13 protein-coding genes are annotated in these 15,470 nt (G+C 32.5%); 6 read left to right on the forward strand and 7 right to left on the reverse strand.

Translation table 11 applies throughout. From position 1 onward, the window contains the following. Positions 1-125: 125 nt before the first annotated feature. The 6 genes from J8M14_RS22375 to J8M14_RS22400 form a co-directional block, all read right to left on the reverse strand. Positions 126-1,133: a beta-ketoacyl-ACP synthase III gene (locus J8M14_RS22375; protein WP_211077068.1), complete on the reverse strand. Its 1,008-nt coding sequence runs from the start codon at positions 1,131-1,133 to the stop codon at positions 126-128. Between the two features lie 227 nt (positions 1,134-1,360). Next, positions 1,361-1,630 carry a T9SS type A sorting domain-containing protein gene (locus tag J8M14_RS22380; protein ID WP_211077069.1) on the reverse strand — a complete coding sequence of 90 codons (270 nt, stop codon included), beginning with the start codon at positions 1,628-1,630 and terminating at the stop codon, positions 1,361-1,363. Positions 1,631-1,717: 87 nt separating this feature from the next. After that, positions 1,718-2,350: a response regulator transcription factor gene (locus J8M14_RS22385; protein ID WP_211077070.1), complete on the reverse strand. Its 633-nt coding sequence runs from the start codon at positions 2,348-2,350 to the stop codon at positions 1,718-1,720. Continuing rightward, positions 2,343-4,397, reverse strand: a complete 2,055-nt coding sequence (locus J8M14_RS22390) for a sensor histidine kinase (protein WP_211077071.1) — start codon at positions 4,395-4,397, stop codon at positions 2,343-2,345. The genes J8M14_RS22385 and J8M14_RS22390 overlap by 8 nt, the downstream gene beginning before the upstream one ends. Before the next feature lie 509 nt (positions 4,398-4,906). Further along, positions 4,907-6,214 carry an AarF/UbiB family protein gene (locus tag J8M14_RS22395; protein ID WP_211077072.1) on the reverse strand — a complete coding sequence of 436 codons (1,308 nt, stop codon included), beginning with the start codon at positions 6,212-6,214 and terminating at the stop codon, positions 4,907-4,909. A 39-nt stretch (positions 6,215-6,253) separates the two neighbouring features. Then, positions 6,254-6,919 (reverse strand): TetR family transcriptional regulator C-terminal domain-containing protein, encoded by a 666-nt coding sequence (locus J8M14_RS22400; RefSeq protein WP_211077073.1) that lies wholly within the window; start codon positions 6,917-6,919, stop codon positions 6,254-6,256. 253 nt (positions 6,920-7,172) lie between these two features. On the opposite strand from J8M14_RS22400, the gene htpG reads away from it, so the two are divergent. The 5 genes from htpG to J8M14_RS22425 all read left to right on the forward strand — a co-directional run bounded on the left by htpG (position 7,173) and on the right by J8M14_RS22425 (position 11,237). After that, positions 7,173-9,062: a molecular chaperone HtpG gene (htpG, locus tag J8M14_RS22405; protein WP_211077074.1), complete on the forward strand. Its 1,890-nt coding sequence runs from the start codon at positions 7,173-7,175 to the stop codon at positions 9,060-9,062. 192 nt (positions 9,063-9,254) lie between these two features. Next, positions 9,255-9,488 carry a thioredoxin family protein gene (locus J8M14_RS22410; RefSeq protein WP_211077075.1) on the forward strand — a complete coding sequence of 78 codons (234 nt, stop codon included), beginning with the start codon at positions 9,255-9,257 and terminating at the stop codon, positions 9,486-9,488. Between the two features lie 66 nt (positions 9,489-9,554). Next, entirely contained in the window at positions 9,555-10,286 is a 732-nt protein-coding gene (locus tag J8M14_RS22415) for a hypothetical protein (RefSeq protein ID WP_211077076.1), read from the forward strand. Between the two features lie 9 nt (positions 10,287-10,295). Further along, positions 10,296-10,559, forward strand: a complete 264-nt coding sequence (locus J8M14_RS22420) for a DUF2024 family protein (RefSeq protein WP_211077077.1) — start codon at positions 10,296-10,298, stop codon at positions 10,557-10,559. 69 nt (positions 10,560-10,628) lie between these two features. Next, entirely contained in the window at positions 10,629-11,237 is a 609-nt protein-coding gene (locus J8M14_RS22425) for a MarR family winged helix-turn-helix transcriptional regulator (protein ID WP_211077078.1), read from the forward strand. A gap of 53 nt (positions 11,238-11,290) precedes the next feature. Here the strand turns inward: J8M14_RS22425 and J8M14_RS22430 are convergent, their stop codons facing one another. Then, positions 11,291-13,570, reverse strand: coding sequence for a S9 family peptidase (locus tag J8M14_RS22430; protein ID WP_247672745.1), 2,280 nt, complete (start codon positions 13,568-13,570; stop codon positions 11,291-11,293). A gap of 203 nt (positions 13,571-13,773) precedes the next feature. Here J8M14_RS22430 and J8M14_RS22435 point away from each other — a divergent pair, with 203 nt between their 5' ends. Further along, the gene (locus J8M14_RS22435) at positions 13,774-15,420 is read left to right on the forward strand and encodes a serine hydrolase (RefSeq protein WP_211077079.1); all 1,647 of its coding nucleotides are present in this window, start codon (positions 13,774-13,776) and stop codon (positions 15,418-15,420) included. The last annotated feature ends 50 nt before the right edge of the window (positions 15,421-15,470 follow it).

A 15,470-nucleotide genomic window follows, 5' to 3' on the forward strand; every position in this document is an offset into this window, starting at 1 on the left:
TATAACGTCTATTATTACACAGTTGGTTATGATTTATTTGAATTAGCCTTTAAAAAACGATAACCCAGTAATAAAAAACGCGAAGCAAATGCTTCGCGTTTTTCTATTTATCTTCTGGAAGATTATTACCATTTAATAATTGCACTACCCCAGGTAAATCCACTACCGAAAGCTGCTAGTACTACTACATCACCTTCCTTGATTTTGCCTTCTTCCCAAGCTTCTGTTAAAGCAATAGGAATTGATGCCGCTGTAGTATTACCATATTTCTGGATATTATTATACACCTGATCATCTGATAGTCTAAACTGCTTTTGCACAAACTGAGATATTCTCAAATTAGCCTGATGTGGTATTAACATATTGATATCAGCCGGGCTAAGATTATTAGCTTGTAAACCTTCATTAATCACTTCAGAGAACCTTACAACTGCATTCTTAAATACAAATTGTCCATTCATATATGGATAATAAGGGATATCTTCCTGCGGGTTCTCTGCAATAATCTCCGGAACCCAATGATCGGTACTAGGACCTTCTAATGATAATTCCTTTGCATGTGCTCCTTCGCTATGTAAATGAGTAGACAATATACCTCTGCCTTCTTCTTCACTTCTAGTTAATATTGCTGCTCCCGCTCCATCGCCAAAAATTACAGAAACTCCCCTTCCTCGGGTTGTCATATCTAATCCTCCACTATGATTCTCGCTTCCGATAACAAGAATATTTTTATACATTCCTGTCTTAATAAATTGATCTCCAACCGAAAGTGCATAAACAAATCCACTACATTGATTACGGATATCTAATGCGGGGATGGTTTTCATATTCATCATATCCTGAACTCGCACTCCTCCTCCAGGAAAATACATATCAGGGCTTAGTGTGGCAAAAATAATAAGATCAATATCATCGTTAGACAGCTTAGCTCTTTCTAAAGCAATTTCGGCAGCTTTCACTCCCATTGTAGAGGTACTATTACCATCTCCTTTCTTGATATGACGCCTTTCTTTGATACCGGTACGTTCCTGGATCCATTCATCGTTGGTATCCATAATTTTTGAAAGATCATCATTAGTTACAACATTTTCAGGAACATAGTATCCTAATCCTGATATCTTGGAAGTATACATATAAAAATTATTGAGTGTGTATTGTGTAATTTTTCAACGAATTACATATAATTAAAAAACTGCAGCCCAAGATATGTATTCTCTAAATTCTGGTAAAAGAAACTTCAATGTTATTATATGCATGCATAGTAAATTCAAGATTAGGTTTCTTTTAACTTTAATGGATTTTTACAATAAAAAAGGTTGCCAAAATTAATTAACAACCTTTTCCCCCGTTTTTTAAATCTTCAAAACCTTAAAAAGCTTTTAGCAACACTTTTAGTTTCTCCCTGTACTTTAATTGTATACATCCCTGTTGGAAATGAATCCAGTGAAATTGTATTCCGGATGGATAAGTTTTTTCCTTTTTTTATTAAGTCTCCGTTTTTATTAAATACTTCATAATATGCTTTGGGCATATAATAGTTGAAATCAATATAAACTTTACCCAATAAAGGATTAGAAAAAATCTGAAATGAAATATCGGTAAAACTCTGTAAAGGTGTTGATAAAATCATTTTTTCAGTTAATTGATTTACATCAAATATATAAAATACTATACCGCAAGTATATACGTAACCATACGTAATCGTGAAGAATCTATATTAAAGAAACAACTCTTTATTTCTTTGAGCCCAAATCAGTAATGCATTAGGTTTTTGATCCAGATCAAGTTTACGAATGATATTCGCGCGATGTTTTTCTACAGTTCTAGCTGAAATACTTAAAAACTCAGCAATTCCGGCACTGGTCATTTCATCCGAAATTAATTTAAGGATTTTAATCTCTGAAGGTGTCAATTTTTCTATGATTTCATGGTTTCCTGAGCCCTGTGTAAATCGTTTATATATCTTCTCGCTAAAATAAGGCTCGCCTTTCACCACACTAGCAATACAAGCTTCTATTTCATCTAAAGCAAATTCCTTTAATAAATATCCGTGAATATCATATTTAACAGCAACTTCAAAGAATTTTTTCTCTTTATGCAGTGTAATCAATATAACCTTAGTCTTTATTTGATGCCTTTTACATTTCTTCGCTATTTCGACACCTGTAAGATTAGGCATTTCGATATCTAAAATAGCTATATCTGGCTTTTCTTTTATAATAGTATTATATGCTGAAAGTCCATCATTACAAGTAGCTATAATGTTATATTTCTTTTCTTTCAGAAATTCTTCAAGCCCTTTTAATAATAATGGATGATCATCTGCTATAAGTATGTCTGGTTTAAACATGTTTTGGAATATTGAAGATAAGTGTGGTTCCCTGGTTAATCTCAGAAAGGATTTTAAAATTAGCTTTTAAAAACTTTGATCTCTCGCTCAATGTTTTTAAGCCAATTTTTGAAGTAGAGGACTTTTCTTTCGAAACATCAAATCCTTTACCATTATCCTTAATAACTATTTCTATATTATTTGCTTTATTAACCACTTTTATCTCGGCAGACCGGGCATTAGAATGCTTTAGTATATTATTAAAGCTTTCCTGAACTAACCTATAAATATTAATTTCCTTTTCTTGGTCAAAAACCTCATCGATATTATCGATTTCAGCGCTAATGAACATATCATAATTCTCATCAATCATTTCTACACTACTTTGTAGAGTAACCGTAAGGCCTAGTTCTTCCAGCTTAAATGGATGTAAACTTCTAGATATCGCACGTACCTCATCTATAACTCCATCTACAACTTGTGAAGTTTTTTCATCATTATTTTGCTTTACCCGGGACTTTACCAATAACAAACTTTGCCCCACACTATCGTGTAAATCTTTAGAAATTCGTTTACTAACTCGTTCTTGGGTTTGTAAGAGCTCTTGTAAAAATGATTGTTGCATTTTTTTATTGCGTATCAACAAAATTCTATTCCTGTATAGATATAATGAAAGGAAGAAAAGACTCAATCCAATACCTCCAAAAATTATCAAATTTAGTCTAGCCTTATTTTTTGCCTCCAAAGCCAGAATGTTTGCCTCCTGAACTGCTATTTTACTATCTCGTTTTTCTGTCTCATATAGTGTCTGATAATAAATAACACTATTAGATCTGGTTAAATTATATATAGAATCTTTTAATACTAAATGCCTATCTAAATGTACCAAAGCCTGAGGATGGTTATTCAGTTTTTTATTGACCTCATAAAGCTCTTTTTCTATATGCACCTGCCCTCTTATATCGTTTGCTTTCTTGAATATTTTTATCTCTTCTTCGAAAACTGGTTTTGCATCTTCATATTTACCCTCAGCCATTTTAACCCTTCCTAAAGCTTTTAGATAAAAAATCCTATCAAAAGGGCTATTTACCAAATCCTCTTCCAACTGAATAGTATCCAAATATTTTCTAGCTATTTCAGGCTTACCTTGTTTAGCATAAAATTCCGCAAGATATGATCGTACCACAAAACTTTGATTAGGAAATTGATTTTGCTTTTTTGATAATTCTAATGCCTTTAACAAAGCCTCTTCTTGTTTATCAAACTCTTTTCTTTTTACAAAATCTCTAGAATCATTAACGCTTAACTCCGACAATACTGAATAGTCTTTATTTTCCTTACTATTAAGTAAAGCTTTTATTTCTTGCCTTACTCTAAATGACTCATCTAATAAATATAATTGGCTAAAGATATTGGACTCTCCTATTTTGGTTAATGCCACATAAGAAGTATCTCCTAGTTTTGCATATAGATCTCTGGCAGACTGATACTTAAGGATAGCTTGAGTTAGATTCCCTATTCGTTCATTCGCTTGACCATTAAAAAAGATCGCATCTGCCTCAAAAATAGAGTCTTTGGTTTGGTGATATATTTTTTCTGCTCTTTGATAATCTAATATTGCTTTTTTTAAATCATCAATCTGAAAATTAGCACCTGCTCTTTTCAAATACAAATGCCCTAAATTTTTTCTTTTTTTTATTTTAAGGCTATCCTTAATAATATTATTTACTATTACTAAAGCAGAATCGGGTTTACCCGCAGAAGTCAGATAAAAATATGTGAACCGCGATGTCCTAAATGCAGCCAAGTCAATACTATCCAATTCTCTCGCAAGAGCAATATACTGAAGTTCATATTTTGGATAGTTTTTTTTATAAAAAACTGGATCTATAGATTGCAGCTTTGATATTTCTTTTGAAACAGAATCAAAGAGTTCTAGTTTTTTAATTTTATCTACCTCATTTTCAACTTGATTGATAAGATTGAGAACCGATTCTTTTTCTTGAGAAAAAACACAAAAATGGATACCAAGAATGAAAATATATAAGGGTAGGTTGGTTTTAAACATTTTTATTAAGAGTATTTGCTAACGCAAGATACGCAGAAATGTATTTTTGACATACTACAAATTTCATTATCCTAAAATCAATAAATACTATTTTTCTCAAAATAAGAAATTTCTCCTGCTTAGGGAGTGATTATAATTCTATCCCTCTCACCTGCAGTCGTTATCGCGGCAGAAATAGTTGAATATGCACCACCAGAACCATTTCCTCTTAATAAACAATAAATAAGTCTGTTGCAAAATCTTATAAACCATAGCAGAAAAGAAGAAATCCCGACGTGTAGTAGGGTTAGTTCGATCATCTATTTTCGATACGCTGCGTTTACCAAAGAAAACATCATAATATCTTCAGAAGATCCCGCTCTACAGCGGGATTAGTTCGATCATCTATTTTCAAAAGCTAACGCATTGAAAATAGGATCTCACTAAAAAGCGAAAGGTGCGCCAACCACAGCACACCTTCCTAACAACCTAACCAATAAATAAACAAACCAAGTCAGTCGGATGACTGACTATAGGTACTTTTCAAAATTTCTTACACGTATGGTTGCTCTTAGATCGTGTAACAAATTGTATAAACCAAAGAATGTACGATTGATATATAGGAAATGTTTACTTCCTCTATTACCATTCATTTTTCTTAGTTCTGTATCTTTAGAATATTTCTCACTTAATTCTGTAATCCCATTCCAGAAACTTTCATCAGCAAAATCAAAAGTATCTGCCTGAAAAGGTTTTGTAAAAAGACTTAACATTTCATGGAACAACTCCGAGAAGAATTGTCTTTCTTCGGGGGAATCATCTTCTCGGAGTATTTCCAGCTGAAACATTTTTCGGGCAAAAAAATGGGAATCGTCAATATTTTTCTTCTCAGCCAATTCGAAATATGGTGTATAAAAATCCATCGGAACTTTCTTAACACAACCAAAATCTATGGCAATCAAATTATCTTCTTTGTCCACTAAAAAATTTCCCGGATGCGGATCTGCATGTACTGCTTTGAGGATATGCATCTGATACATATAAAAATCCCAAAGCGCTTGTCCTACTTTATTTGCTTTTTCTTGATCTTTATTTTGTTTTGCAAATTCGCTAAGATGTAAGCCATCCATCCAATCCATAGTAATAATACGCTTACTGGATAGATCTTCATAATACTCAGGAAATCTAAGATTAGGAATTTTGGTACAAGCTTTAGTAATATCTTTACTCTGCTGAACCTCTAATACATAATCTGTTTCTTCCAAAAGCTTTCCTTCTAGCTCTTTAAAATATTTTTCTGAGTCTTTACCTTTGAGATTAAACATTCTGATGGCGATGGGCTTTACCATCGCCAAGTCAGAACTTATACTGTTTGCAACTCCAGGATATTGGATTTTCACAGCAAGTTTTTTCCCATCTTTATTTGCTTTGTGTACCTGTCCGATACTCGCCGCATTTACAGATTGAGTTGCAAACGTATCATATAACTCTTCTGGATATTTTCCGTGATATTTTTTGAATGTTTTTCTTACTAATGGAGCTGATAAGGGAGGAACACTAAATTGTGCCAAAGAAAATCTTTCTACATAGGCATTAGGCAGTAAATTCTTTTCCATAGAAAGCATTTGAGCCACTTTTAATGCGCTTCCCTTTAGGTTTTTAAGCCCATCATAAATATCCGCTGCATTATCTTCGTTCAGCTCCTCCTTTGTAAGGTTAGGATTTACAGCTTTCTTTCCATAATACTTTAGATAGTTACCTCCAACCTTTACTCCGGTTTTTACTAATTCTGCAGTACGACCTAATTTGCTTGTTGGTATTTTATCTATTGTTTTCATTTATACTTGGAGAGTCTATAATTAATAAATTTCCTTACATTAATTCCACATCCATTTCTCCTTCCATAGAAATTTTCCAAAATCCAATACATTATTTAATGGTGTATTATCAAAAAGATCAAAAATGGTGTTTACTGATTTTTCTATGGCTACATCGGTTTTTTCAAAACCAGGTGATTCATCATCTACCCAAAATTTTAATAAGAACAAAAATTGCAACCAAGCTCCTTCAGAAAATATGGAAACAGGATTTTTAGTTATTTTATATAGTTTTTCGTCGTTATCTTGTTCTATAAGCTCTGAAGCAAATCCTTTAATATGTTTTCTTAATCCTTTTAACTGCTCTAAATTCTTAAAAGGGACCTTATGTGCTTGTAACGAGAATAAAACATAGCTTCTATTTAAATTTAATAGCTCAAAAAGTGTATAAAAAAGCGTTAGCATTTTATCTCTACTAGAAAACCCTCCATATTCTTTATTCTTATTCATTGCATCTAGAGTCGTTGTAAAAAAGGCATTCCATATTCCTTTATTTAGACTCTCTAGGCTTCCGAAAAAACTATAGAAGTCTTCTTCTTTTATTTTTGATGCTTTACAAAACTTGTATACAGATTTCGGGTAACCATCATGTTCCAAAACATAATTCATATATCTGGAAATTATTTCTTGATGATCTATCGCTTGCTTTTTATTGGATGCTGACATAACTACTGATTATATGTAAATATATGAATTGTTTAATTTTTTTTATAAAAAGTTAAACAAAAAATTTGTTAAAGTTGTTTCAAGAAAATTGAAAGGTCTATTTTTCGATTATTATAGACGTAATTAACCTTAATAACTTACTGTTTTGGCAAAAAAGTAACCTTACAATGTCAGTTTGTCAGCCAATCGACATTGGTATTTTTTTTGACAATAGAGATTTCATAAAGAGATAATTAAATAAATATTATAAAATATGGCAACAGGAAATATTAATGTATCGGTAGAAAACATTTTTCCTTTAATCAAAAAGTTCTTGTATTCTGATCATGAAATCTTCTTAAGAGAACTTATATCTAATGCAACCGACGCAACTTTAAAGCTAAAACACTTAACCAATATTGGCGAAACCAAAGTAGAATATGGCAATCCGTTGATCGAAGTTAAGATAGACAAAGACAAAAAGCAGCTTCATATAGTTGACCAAGGAATTGGTATGACAGCAGAAGAAGTTGAAAAATACATTAATCAAGTTGCATTCTCAGGAGCAGAAGAATTTCTAGAAAAATATAAGGATAGTGCTAAAGACTCAGGAATTATAGGTCATTTTGGACTTGGTTTCTATTCTGCTTTTATGGTAGCTGATAAAGTAGAAATCATTACTAAATCCTATAAAGATGAGCCTGCTGCTCATTGGACTTGTGATGGTTCTCCAACTTATACTATTGAAGCACATGATAAAACAGAAAGAGGAACTGAAATTATTCTTCATATTGGTGAAGATGACACTGAGTTTCTTGAAGAGGCAAGAATTAGAGAGTTATTAGTAAAGTATAATAAGTTTATGCCGGTATCCATAAAATTTGGTACTAAAACTGAAACTTTACCAAAACCTGAAGGTGCTAAAGAAGAAGACCCTGCTCCAACTCAGGAAGTAGATAATATTATCAACAATCCTAACCCTGCGTGGACAAAACAACCTGCTGATCTTAAGGATGAAGACTACAAAGGTTTTTATCGTGAATTGTATCCTATGCAGTTCGAAGAACCTTTATTTAATATTCACCTTAATGTAGATTATCCTTTTAACCTTACCGGAATTTTATATTTCCCAAAACTAGGTCAGGATATGAATATGCAAAAAGACAGAATTCAATTATATCAAAACCAAGTATTCGTAACCGACAACGTAGAAGGAATTGTACCAGAGTTTCTTACCATGCTTCGTGGAGTAATTGATTCTCCTGACATTCCATTAAATGTATCTCGTTCTTACCTTCAAGCGGATGGTAATGTAAAGAAGATATCTAGCTATATTACTCGTAAAGTTGCGGATAAATTGAGTTCTATGTTCAAGAACAGTAGAGAGGATTTTGAACAAAAATGGAATGATATTAAGATTGTAATTGAGTACGGAATGCTTTCTGAAGAAAAATTCTTCGAAAAAGCTGACAAATTTGCTTTATATCCTACAGTTGATGATACCTACTTGACTTTTGAAGAGTTACAAGAAAAGATCAAAGACAATCAAACAGATAAGGATGATAAATTAGTCGTTCTTTATGCGTCAAATAAAGATGATCAGCACGCTTATATTGCTGCAGCAAAAGATAAAGGATATGAAGTATTACTTCTAGATTCTCCAATTGTTTCTCATTTGATTCAAAAATTAGAAACCAGTAAAGAAAATATCACTTTTGTTCGTGTAGATTCGGATCACGTAGATAATTTGATCAAGAAAGATGAAGAAACTATCTCTAAATTATCTGATGAAGAAAAAGAAGTTCTAAAAGGAGATTTAGAAAAAGTGATTCCTGCTGAGAAATATACCGTACAATTAGAAGCTATGGATAGCGATGCTGCTCCATTTATGATTACACAACCCGAGTTTATGCGTCGTATGAAAGAGATGCAACAAACAGGCGGTGGAGGCGGTATGTTTGGTATGGGTAATATGCCTGAAATGTATAATCTGATTGTAAATACCAACCATGAATTGGTCTCTCAAATCAAGGACACAAAAACCGATAAAAAGAAAGAGCGCTTGATTAAACAATCTCTTGACTTAGCTAGACTTTCTCAGAATTTATTAAAAGGAGAAGAACTAACTGCTTTTATTAATCGTAGTTTTGATATGATAAAGTAGTGAGTAGTAGTTAGTGAGTCACGCTCGTAGGGGTTAGACAAATCTAATATTAGAAGTTAATACAAACCGCTTTAACATCAGTTTTAGCGGTTTTTTTATGAAAACCTAAAATATTGTGAAAACATTTTTTTAGTTAGGATTCCTTACTATATTTGTAATGAAATTTTGTCTAACTATTAAAATCTTAAACAAATGAATAAATCAATTTTTTATCATGCCGGTTGCCCGGTTTGCGTAAGTGCAGAACAGGATATTGTAACTCTTATAGGCGCTACTAATATAGAGATTATACACCTTGGCGAAGATCGTTCACAGATCGAAACCGCAGAAAAAGCTGGTGTGCAATCCGTTCCTGCTCTACTAACTCCAAATGGAAATGTGTTGCATATTAACTATGGTGCATCTATAGCTGATGTAAAAGGGTAATTTTTTTAATTCAAATAGTTAGGATTCCTAATTTAAAGAATCCTAACTATTCTCAAATATTTACAAATGAAAAACAGAATTTTGACTTTAGTATTAATCATCTTATGTACTTCACTCAATGCTTGTGAAGAAAACGAAAAAATAAATGACAAAAACAATGATTTACAGATCATAGATGCTTCTGTTATCCATGATACAGAAATAGCCAGTATTATCTGGGAAATTACGGTAAAAGGAAATGCTGGAGCCACTACTCCGAATCCAGTGGGGCAATTACACGGTGCTCCGGTCTTAGGATATGTTTTTCCTACTACATTAAAACCAACTGATGTTGGGTTTAGTGAAACCGAAGGGATTTTGGCTTTAGCACTCACTTCTCACCCTGACTTTGATGATACGCCTTTATGGGATGAAAACAATGATAGTGTATATGACAATGATGGTATTATTTGGCATCCTCATTGGGTAGTTTTACGTGAAGATAATAGAGTTGCAGGTGGGTTATCTGTAAAACAGTTTAACAAAGATGATAAGACTGTAAAACTTCCTCCCACCAATCCAGGGATGCCTATGTATATGGATTCTCCCGGTTTTCAGGTAATTACTAAAGGAAATAATATAAAAGTGGTAATTCCTGACTATCGCATGAATCATAAAATTGACTTTAGATTTGATGCAGTTGCAGCTTATATGCAGGTTAATACAGAGATCAAAGACAAACCTATGCTTGGTGTTTATGAAGTATATAGCGTTTTGAGCACCGATCTTTCCCTTCCCTATACAGTTCAATCTAGATAATACATTAGAATGAAAATAGCAGTTTGGGATACCTATGTTCGGCGAAAAGATGGGTCTGTAATGCATTTCGATATTTTGGTTCCGGATAACTTAAAAAATGAAAATCAAATTTTTGAGTTTGGTAAAATATACCTGAACTCCAAGCCTTTTGAAACTTATGGTTTAACTTCTAAGGAATGCAGCTTTTGTCATATAGAAAAAGCCACTCAAGAAATAATTGATAACATCCAAACATCTGGTTATTCTATTATCGAAATGGAAAATTGTAAATAACGATATAACAAATAATTAGGATTACTAACTTTGCTAATGAGAAAGCTAAACTTTCTCATTAGCTTTTCTATGAACAAGAGTATATTTAACATACCATTCCAGCATAAAGATGTCAATGCCAAAATTGTAATTGGCCTAGAACGAATTTCTGAGGCTTTCAGAGTATTGTTATGGGAACATGCTAAAAAAATAGGGTTAAGCCCTATTCAGATACAAATCCTAATTTTTGTAGCCTATCATCAAGAGAATTTATGTACTGTAAGCCATTTGGCAAAAGAATTCAACCTTACCAAACCGACAGTTAGTGACGCTGTTAAAGTATTGAAGCAAAAGGATATGATTTCTAAAAACAAAACCACAACCGATAGTAGAAGTTATTATATTAGTCTTACACCAAAAGGGACAAAAAGTGTTGCTGAGATCGAAAATTTTGCAGACCCCATTAAAAAGCAGGTAGATAGTTTTGATACTAAAGAACAGGAATCTCTATTTAAAACTCTTAGTTCGTTGATTTATAAACTTAATCGATCCGGGATCTTATCTTTACAAAGAACTTGTTATGGATGTAAGTTCTATGAAAAGAAAAGTAAAGACAGTCATTATTGTCATCTGATTCAGACTAATTTAAAAGATATCGACATTCGATTAGACTGTCCTGAATTTGAAGAAAAATCATAAAAAAACCTCCTGAACCAAAATCCAGGAGGTTTTTACCCAAATAAAGACTAAACTTATCCTTTTACAGGTTTAGTATTTTGCTTTTTATTCAAATGTTTAGCATAGAATCCCATCATTGCTTTATACATCTCAACCGAGTTTTCTTCTTTAGCAAATCCATGACCTTCATCATATCTTACCATATAAGGTACATCGTACCCTTTGTCACGTAATGCTTTTACGATTTGATCAGACTCATCTATATTTACACGAGGGTCGTTCGCTCCCTGAACTACAAATAATGGCTTCTTAATCTTATCAATTTGATATACCGGCGAAACTTCTTCCATAATTGCTTTTTCTTCAGCAATATCTTCATCATACCAGATCTCTTTGATGATCTTCAAATATGGCTTCCAGTATGGAGGAATAGTTTTCATAAAAGTAAATAGATTAGAAACTCCTACATAATCTACTCCACAAGCATACAAATCAGGTGTTTTGGTCAATCCACGAAGTACAGCATATCCACCATGGCTTCCACCGTAGATTGCAACTTTATCTTCATCTACCCATCCCTGCTCAATCACATATTTTAAACCGTCTTCTACATCATCCATTGCTTTACGACCAATTTGCTTAAATCCAGATTCTAAAAACTCTCTTCCGTAACCTCCAGAGATTCTAAAATTAACCTGTAATGTTGCATATCCTCTACTTGCGAATAATTGAGACTCAGGATTGAATCCCCAAGAGTCACGAATTCCTTGTGGGCCACCGTGCGGATTAACAATTAATGGAACTTTTTTTCCTTGTAAAGCTTCTTTTGGTAAAGTGATATACCCATGTATGGTTAATCCATCTCGACTTTTAAAAGTGATAGGACGCATCTCTGCCATATCATTTTCCTTCAGCTGAGGCATCAAATTGTATAGTAATTTAAACTCTTCAGTTTTTGCATCATAAGAATAATATACACCATATAACTTATCACTTTGTAAAAAGATCAGATATTTATCTTCTTCGTCAGTTTTATCTGCTATAGAATATTGATGGTCAGGGAATTTATTAGTAATTTTTTTATGAAGTTTCTTGTAATAATCACTAACTGGCTCCACTACTCTTTTTTCTCCTTGGTGAGAAAAATAATCTAATTCATACCCTCTTTTTCTAGAAACTGAAAGATTAGATACGTCGTACTTATCATTAGAATACAATTTTTTAATTACTTTATCCTCTTTTAAGTCATATAAATATATCTGAGACTTATCAGTCTCCAGGTTAGATACTACATAAGCATCATGTGGATTATCAGTAGCATAATCGAAACGTAATATAGAGAAAGTATCTTTCCAATTCAGTTTCTTAATGATTTCATATTTACCTTCTTCCTTGGCATAATGAAGATCCATATTAACCCCATCACGAAGCTTAACAAAACCTTTTAAGTTTCCGTCTTTATCAAAATTATAACCCATTATAGGATTTGCAGCATCTTCATTCTTATATAGCTGAGTAAGTTCTCCTGTAATAACATTTATCTTATATGGCTCAAAGATTTGCTTATTATTTTTATTCATAGAAATAATAATATGGTCTTTGTCCTCCTTTAATAATTCCAAGAAATTTACCTGAACCTCACCAAATGGAGTTAAATCTTTGCTCTCTCCTCCGGTAATTCCAGCGGTGAACAAATGATAATTTTCATCACCTCCTTTATCCATAACATAAACTAGGCGCTCATTATTTACCCAGCCAAAACCTCGTATTAATTCTTCTTTTTCCTCGATAACACGAGTAACTTTACCAGAAGCAATATCTTTTACATATACATGGTTTTTTTTATTATCATCTTTTTCTCTATAAGATAAATACTTTCCGTTTGGTGAAAACTGAAAACTTCTAGCTTTTGGTCTTGCAAAATAATCTTCCACAGAGTATTTATGATCCCCTTTATCCAGATTACCTAATTCTAGTAATTCGGTATCAGAAGTCACCAACTCGGGATTACCTGGTATTGTTTTTTCTGATTTTTCCATTTCTAATGGTAGCTCCATTCCTGCTTGATAAAAAGTTCCTTTTAATTTAGTTGATTCCACAGATGCTACATATTTCACCCCTGCTTGTTTAAGTCCCAAAGTTAATTGATTGTTTTCAAAAACTGCTTTATCTAAAGGAATTCCGGTTGCTCCCTGAGATGGACTATCCATAGTAGCTGATAGAGCTCCATCTTTTTCTTCGATATGAAAAGCCAGTGGAATTTCATTTCCTTGAACAGATAATTTACCTTTCCAGGTTCCTATAACCTCTTGTGCATACGTTTGTGTAAAAGACATACATAGAATAACTATCATTGCCCCCCATAATGTTGAAAATTTTGATTTCATTGTTTTGTAAGATTGATTATGAAAAATGAGTTATACGTAGTTAGTAATTAATTATTAAAGATTGTTACACTATTGGTAAAAATTAACAGAATATTTTACGTCCTTTATTGTAACCGATGCTAAAACCAATCGTCATAACCATACATATCAATTCAAAAAAACCAACAACAATGAGAAAAGGGTTCAAATTATTATTTACAAAAACTTTATTGATAACATTTTTATATGCTTCAACAGTTACAGGACAAAGTATCGAAACGCAATTAGATAAACTTTTTTCAGAAAAATATAAGACTGACACTCCGGGAGCTGCAGTTATTGTTGCCAAGAAAGGAGAAATCATTTATCATAAAGCCTTTGGTTTATCCAATATGGAGCTTGGCACACCTATGAAATCAGATAACGTTTTTGAAATTGGATCTATCACTAAGCAATTTACTTCGGTTGCTATTCTAATGTTATTAGAGCAAGGTAAACTAAATATTGAGGATGAAATCACCAAATTCATTCCTGATTATCCAACCAACGGAAAGAAAATTACTATTCATCATCTACTTAATCATACTTCCGGAATCAAAAGCTATACTTCCATGAATCTTACCGAAATAGCAAGGAAAGATATGACACCCACTGAGCTCATTGATTATTTTAAAAATGAACCTATGGATTTTGACCCAGGAGAGGAATGGGGATATAATAATTCAGGATACATTTTATTAGGATATATTATCGAAAAAGTTTCAGGTAAAACGTATGAAGACTTTATAGAACAAGATATTTTTAAACCATTAGGAATGAACAATTCATATTATGGGCATAAAGGTGAAGTTATAAAAAACCGTGCTTCCGGATATCAAAAAAAAGAAGATTATGTAAATTCTGACTACCTCAGCATGACACTGCCTTATGCAGCAGGGTCATTAATGAGTACGGTAGAAGATCTATACAAATGGCAAAAAGGGCTAAATGCAAATACCTTAGTAAAAAAAGAAACGCTACAAAAAGCTTTTCAGAATACTAAATTGAATAATGGGACTCCTACCTATTATGGTTATGGCTGGACGGTGAATGAAATTAATAACACTCCAACTATAGAACACGGTGGAGGAATTTTTGGATATACTTCTTATGGAATTTATATCCCTGAAAAAGACACTTATATCGCTACATTAACTAATTGTAGCTGCAATAATAGTCCTACAGATGTAACTATACAAGCCGCTTCGATTGTAATTGATAAACCCTACAATAACAATACAGCAGTCAACATCTCTAAGGATAAACTCAAAAAACTAATAGGTGTTTATGAGTTTGAAGACAAAGCAATACGTATTATTACTTTAGAAGAAGATCAATTATATAGTCAACGAGAAGGTGGTGGTAAGTTTAAAATCTTTCCTAAAAATGAAAATAATTTTTTCTTTGAAGATAGTTTTTCTGAAATCGAATTCATTGTAAAAGATAAAGAAATAGAGTCCAAATTTAAAAATAGAATAAGGGTTTCTAATGGTTCAAAAACTAATAAACCACTTCCTTCAGCAAAGAAGGAAATTGAATTATCACAAGATATCCTAAAACAATATTTAGGTACTTATGAAATACAACCAGGGTTTGATCTAGAAGTAAGACTAGAAAATGGGAAACTTATCTCACAAGCAACAGGTCAACAATCTTTCCAGATACGTCCCGAATCTGAAACCAAATTCTTCGTTAAAGAATTTCCTGCTGCAATAGAATTTATAAAAGAAGGCGGAAAATTTGATAAAGCTATTTTATATCAAGGAGGTCAGGAAATACCTATAAAGCGAAAAAAGTAAAATTGTAATTCATATTGAATACTTAAGCTACGTTTCTATTAGAAGCGTAG

The sequence above is a fragment of the Aquimarina sp. MMG016 genome (assembly GCF_018100805.1).
Lineage (GTDB): Bacteria > Bacteroidota > Bacteroidia > Flavobacteriales > Flavobacteriaceae > Aquimarina.

Excerpts from the sequence above, each read along its gene's own strand:
- J8M14_RS22395 (WP_211077072.1), bottom strand. The coding sequence starts at position 6,214 with ATGAAAACAATAGATAAAATACCAACAAGCAAATTAGGTCGTACTGCA.
- J8M14_RS22380 (WP_211077069.1), bottom strand. The coding sequence starts at position 1,630 with ATGATTTTATCAACACCTTTACAGAGTTTTACCGATATTTCATTTCAG.
- J8M14_RS22385 (WP_211077070.1), bottom strand. The coding sequence starts at position 2,350 with ATGTTTAAACCAGACATACTTATAGCAGATGATCATCCATTATTATTA.
- J8M14_RS22400 (WP_211077073.1), bottom strand. The coding sequence starts at position 6,919 with ATGTCAGCATCCAATAAAAAGCAAGCGATAGATCATCAAGAAATAATT.
- J8M14_RS22410 (WP_211077075.1), top strand. The coding sequence starts at position 9,255 with ATGAATAAATCAATTTTTTATCATGCCGGTTGCCCGGTTTGCGTAAGT.
- J8M14_RS22430 (WP_247672745.1), bottom strand. The coding sequence starts at position 13,570 with ATGATAGTTATTCTATGTATGTCTTTTACACAAACGTATGCACAAGAG.
- J8M14_RS22375 (WP_211077068.1), bottom strand. The coding sequence starts at position 1,133 with ATGTATACTTCCAAGATATCAGGATTAGGATACTATGTTCCTGAAAAT.
- J8M14_RS22435 (WP_211077079.1), top strand. The coding sequence starts at position 13,774 with ATGAGAAAAGGGTTCAAATTATTATTTACAAAAACTTTATTGATAACA.
- J8M14_RS22425 (WP_211077078.1), top strand. The coding sequence starts at position 10,629 with ATGAACAAGAGTATATTTAACATACCATTCCAGCATAAAGATGTCAAT.
- J8M14_RS22420 (WP_211077077.1), top strand. The coding sequence starts at position 10,296 with ATGAAAATAGCAGTTTGGGATACCTATGTTCGGCGAAAAGATGGGTCT.
- J8M14_RS22415 (WP_211077076.1), top strand. The coding sequence starts at position 9,555 with ATGAAAAACAGAATTTTGACTTTAGTATTAATCATCTTATGTACTTCA.
- htpG (WP_211077074.1), top strand. The coding sequence starts at position 7,173 with ATGGCAACAGGAAATATTAATGTATCGGTAGAAAACATTTTTCCTTTA.
- J8M14_RS22390 (WP_211077071.1), bottom strand. The coding sequence starts at position 4,397 with ATGTTTAAAACCAACCTACCCTTATATATTTTCATTCTTGGTATCCAT.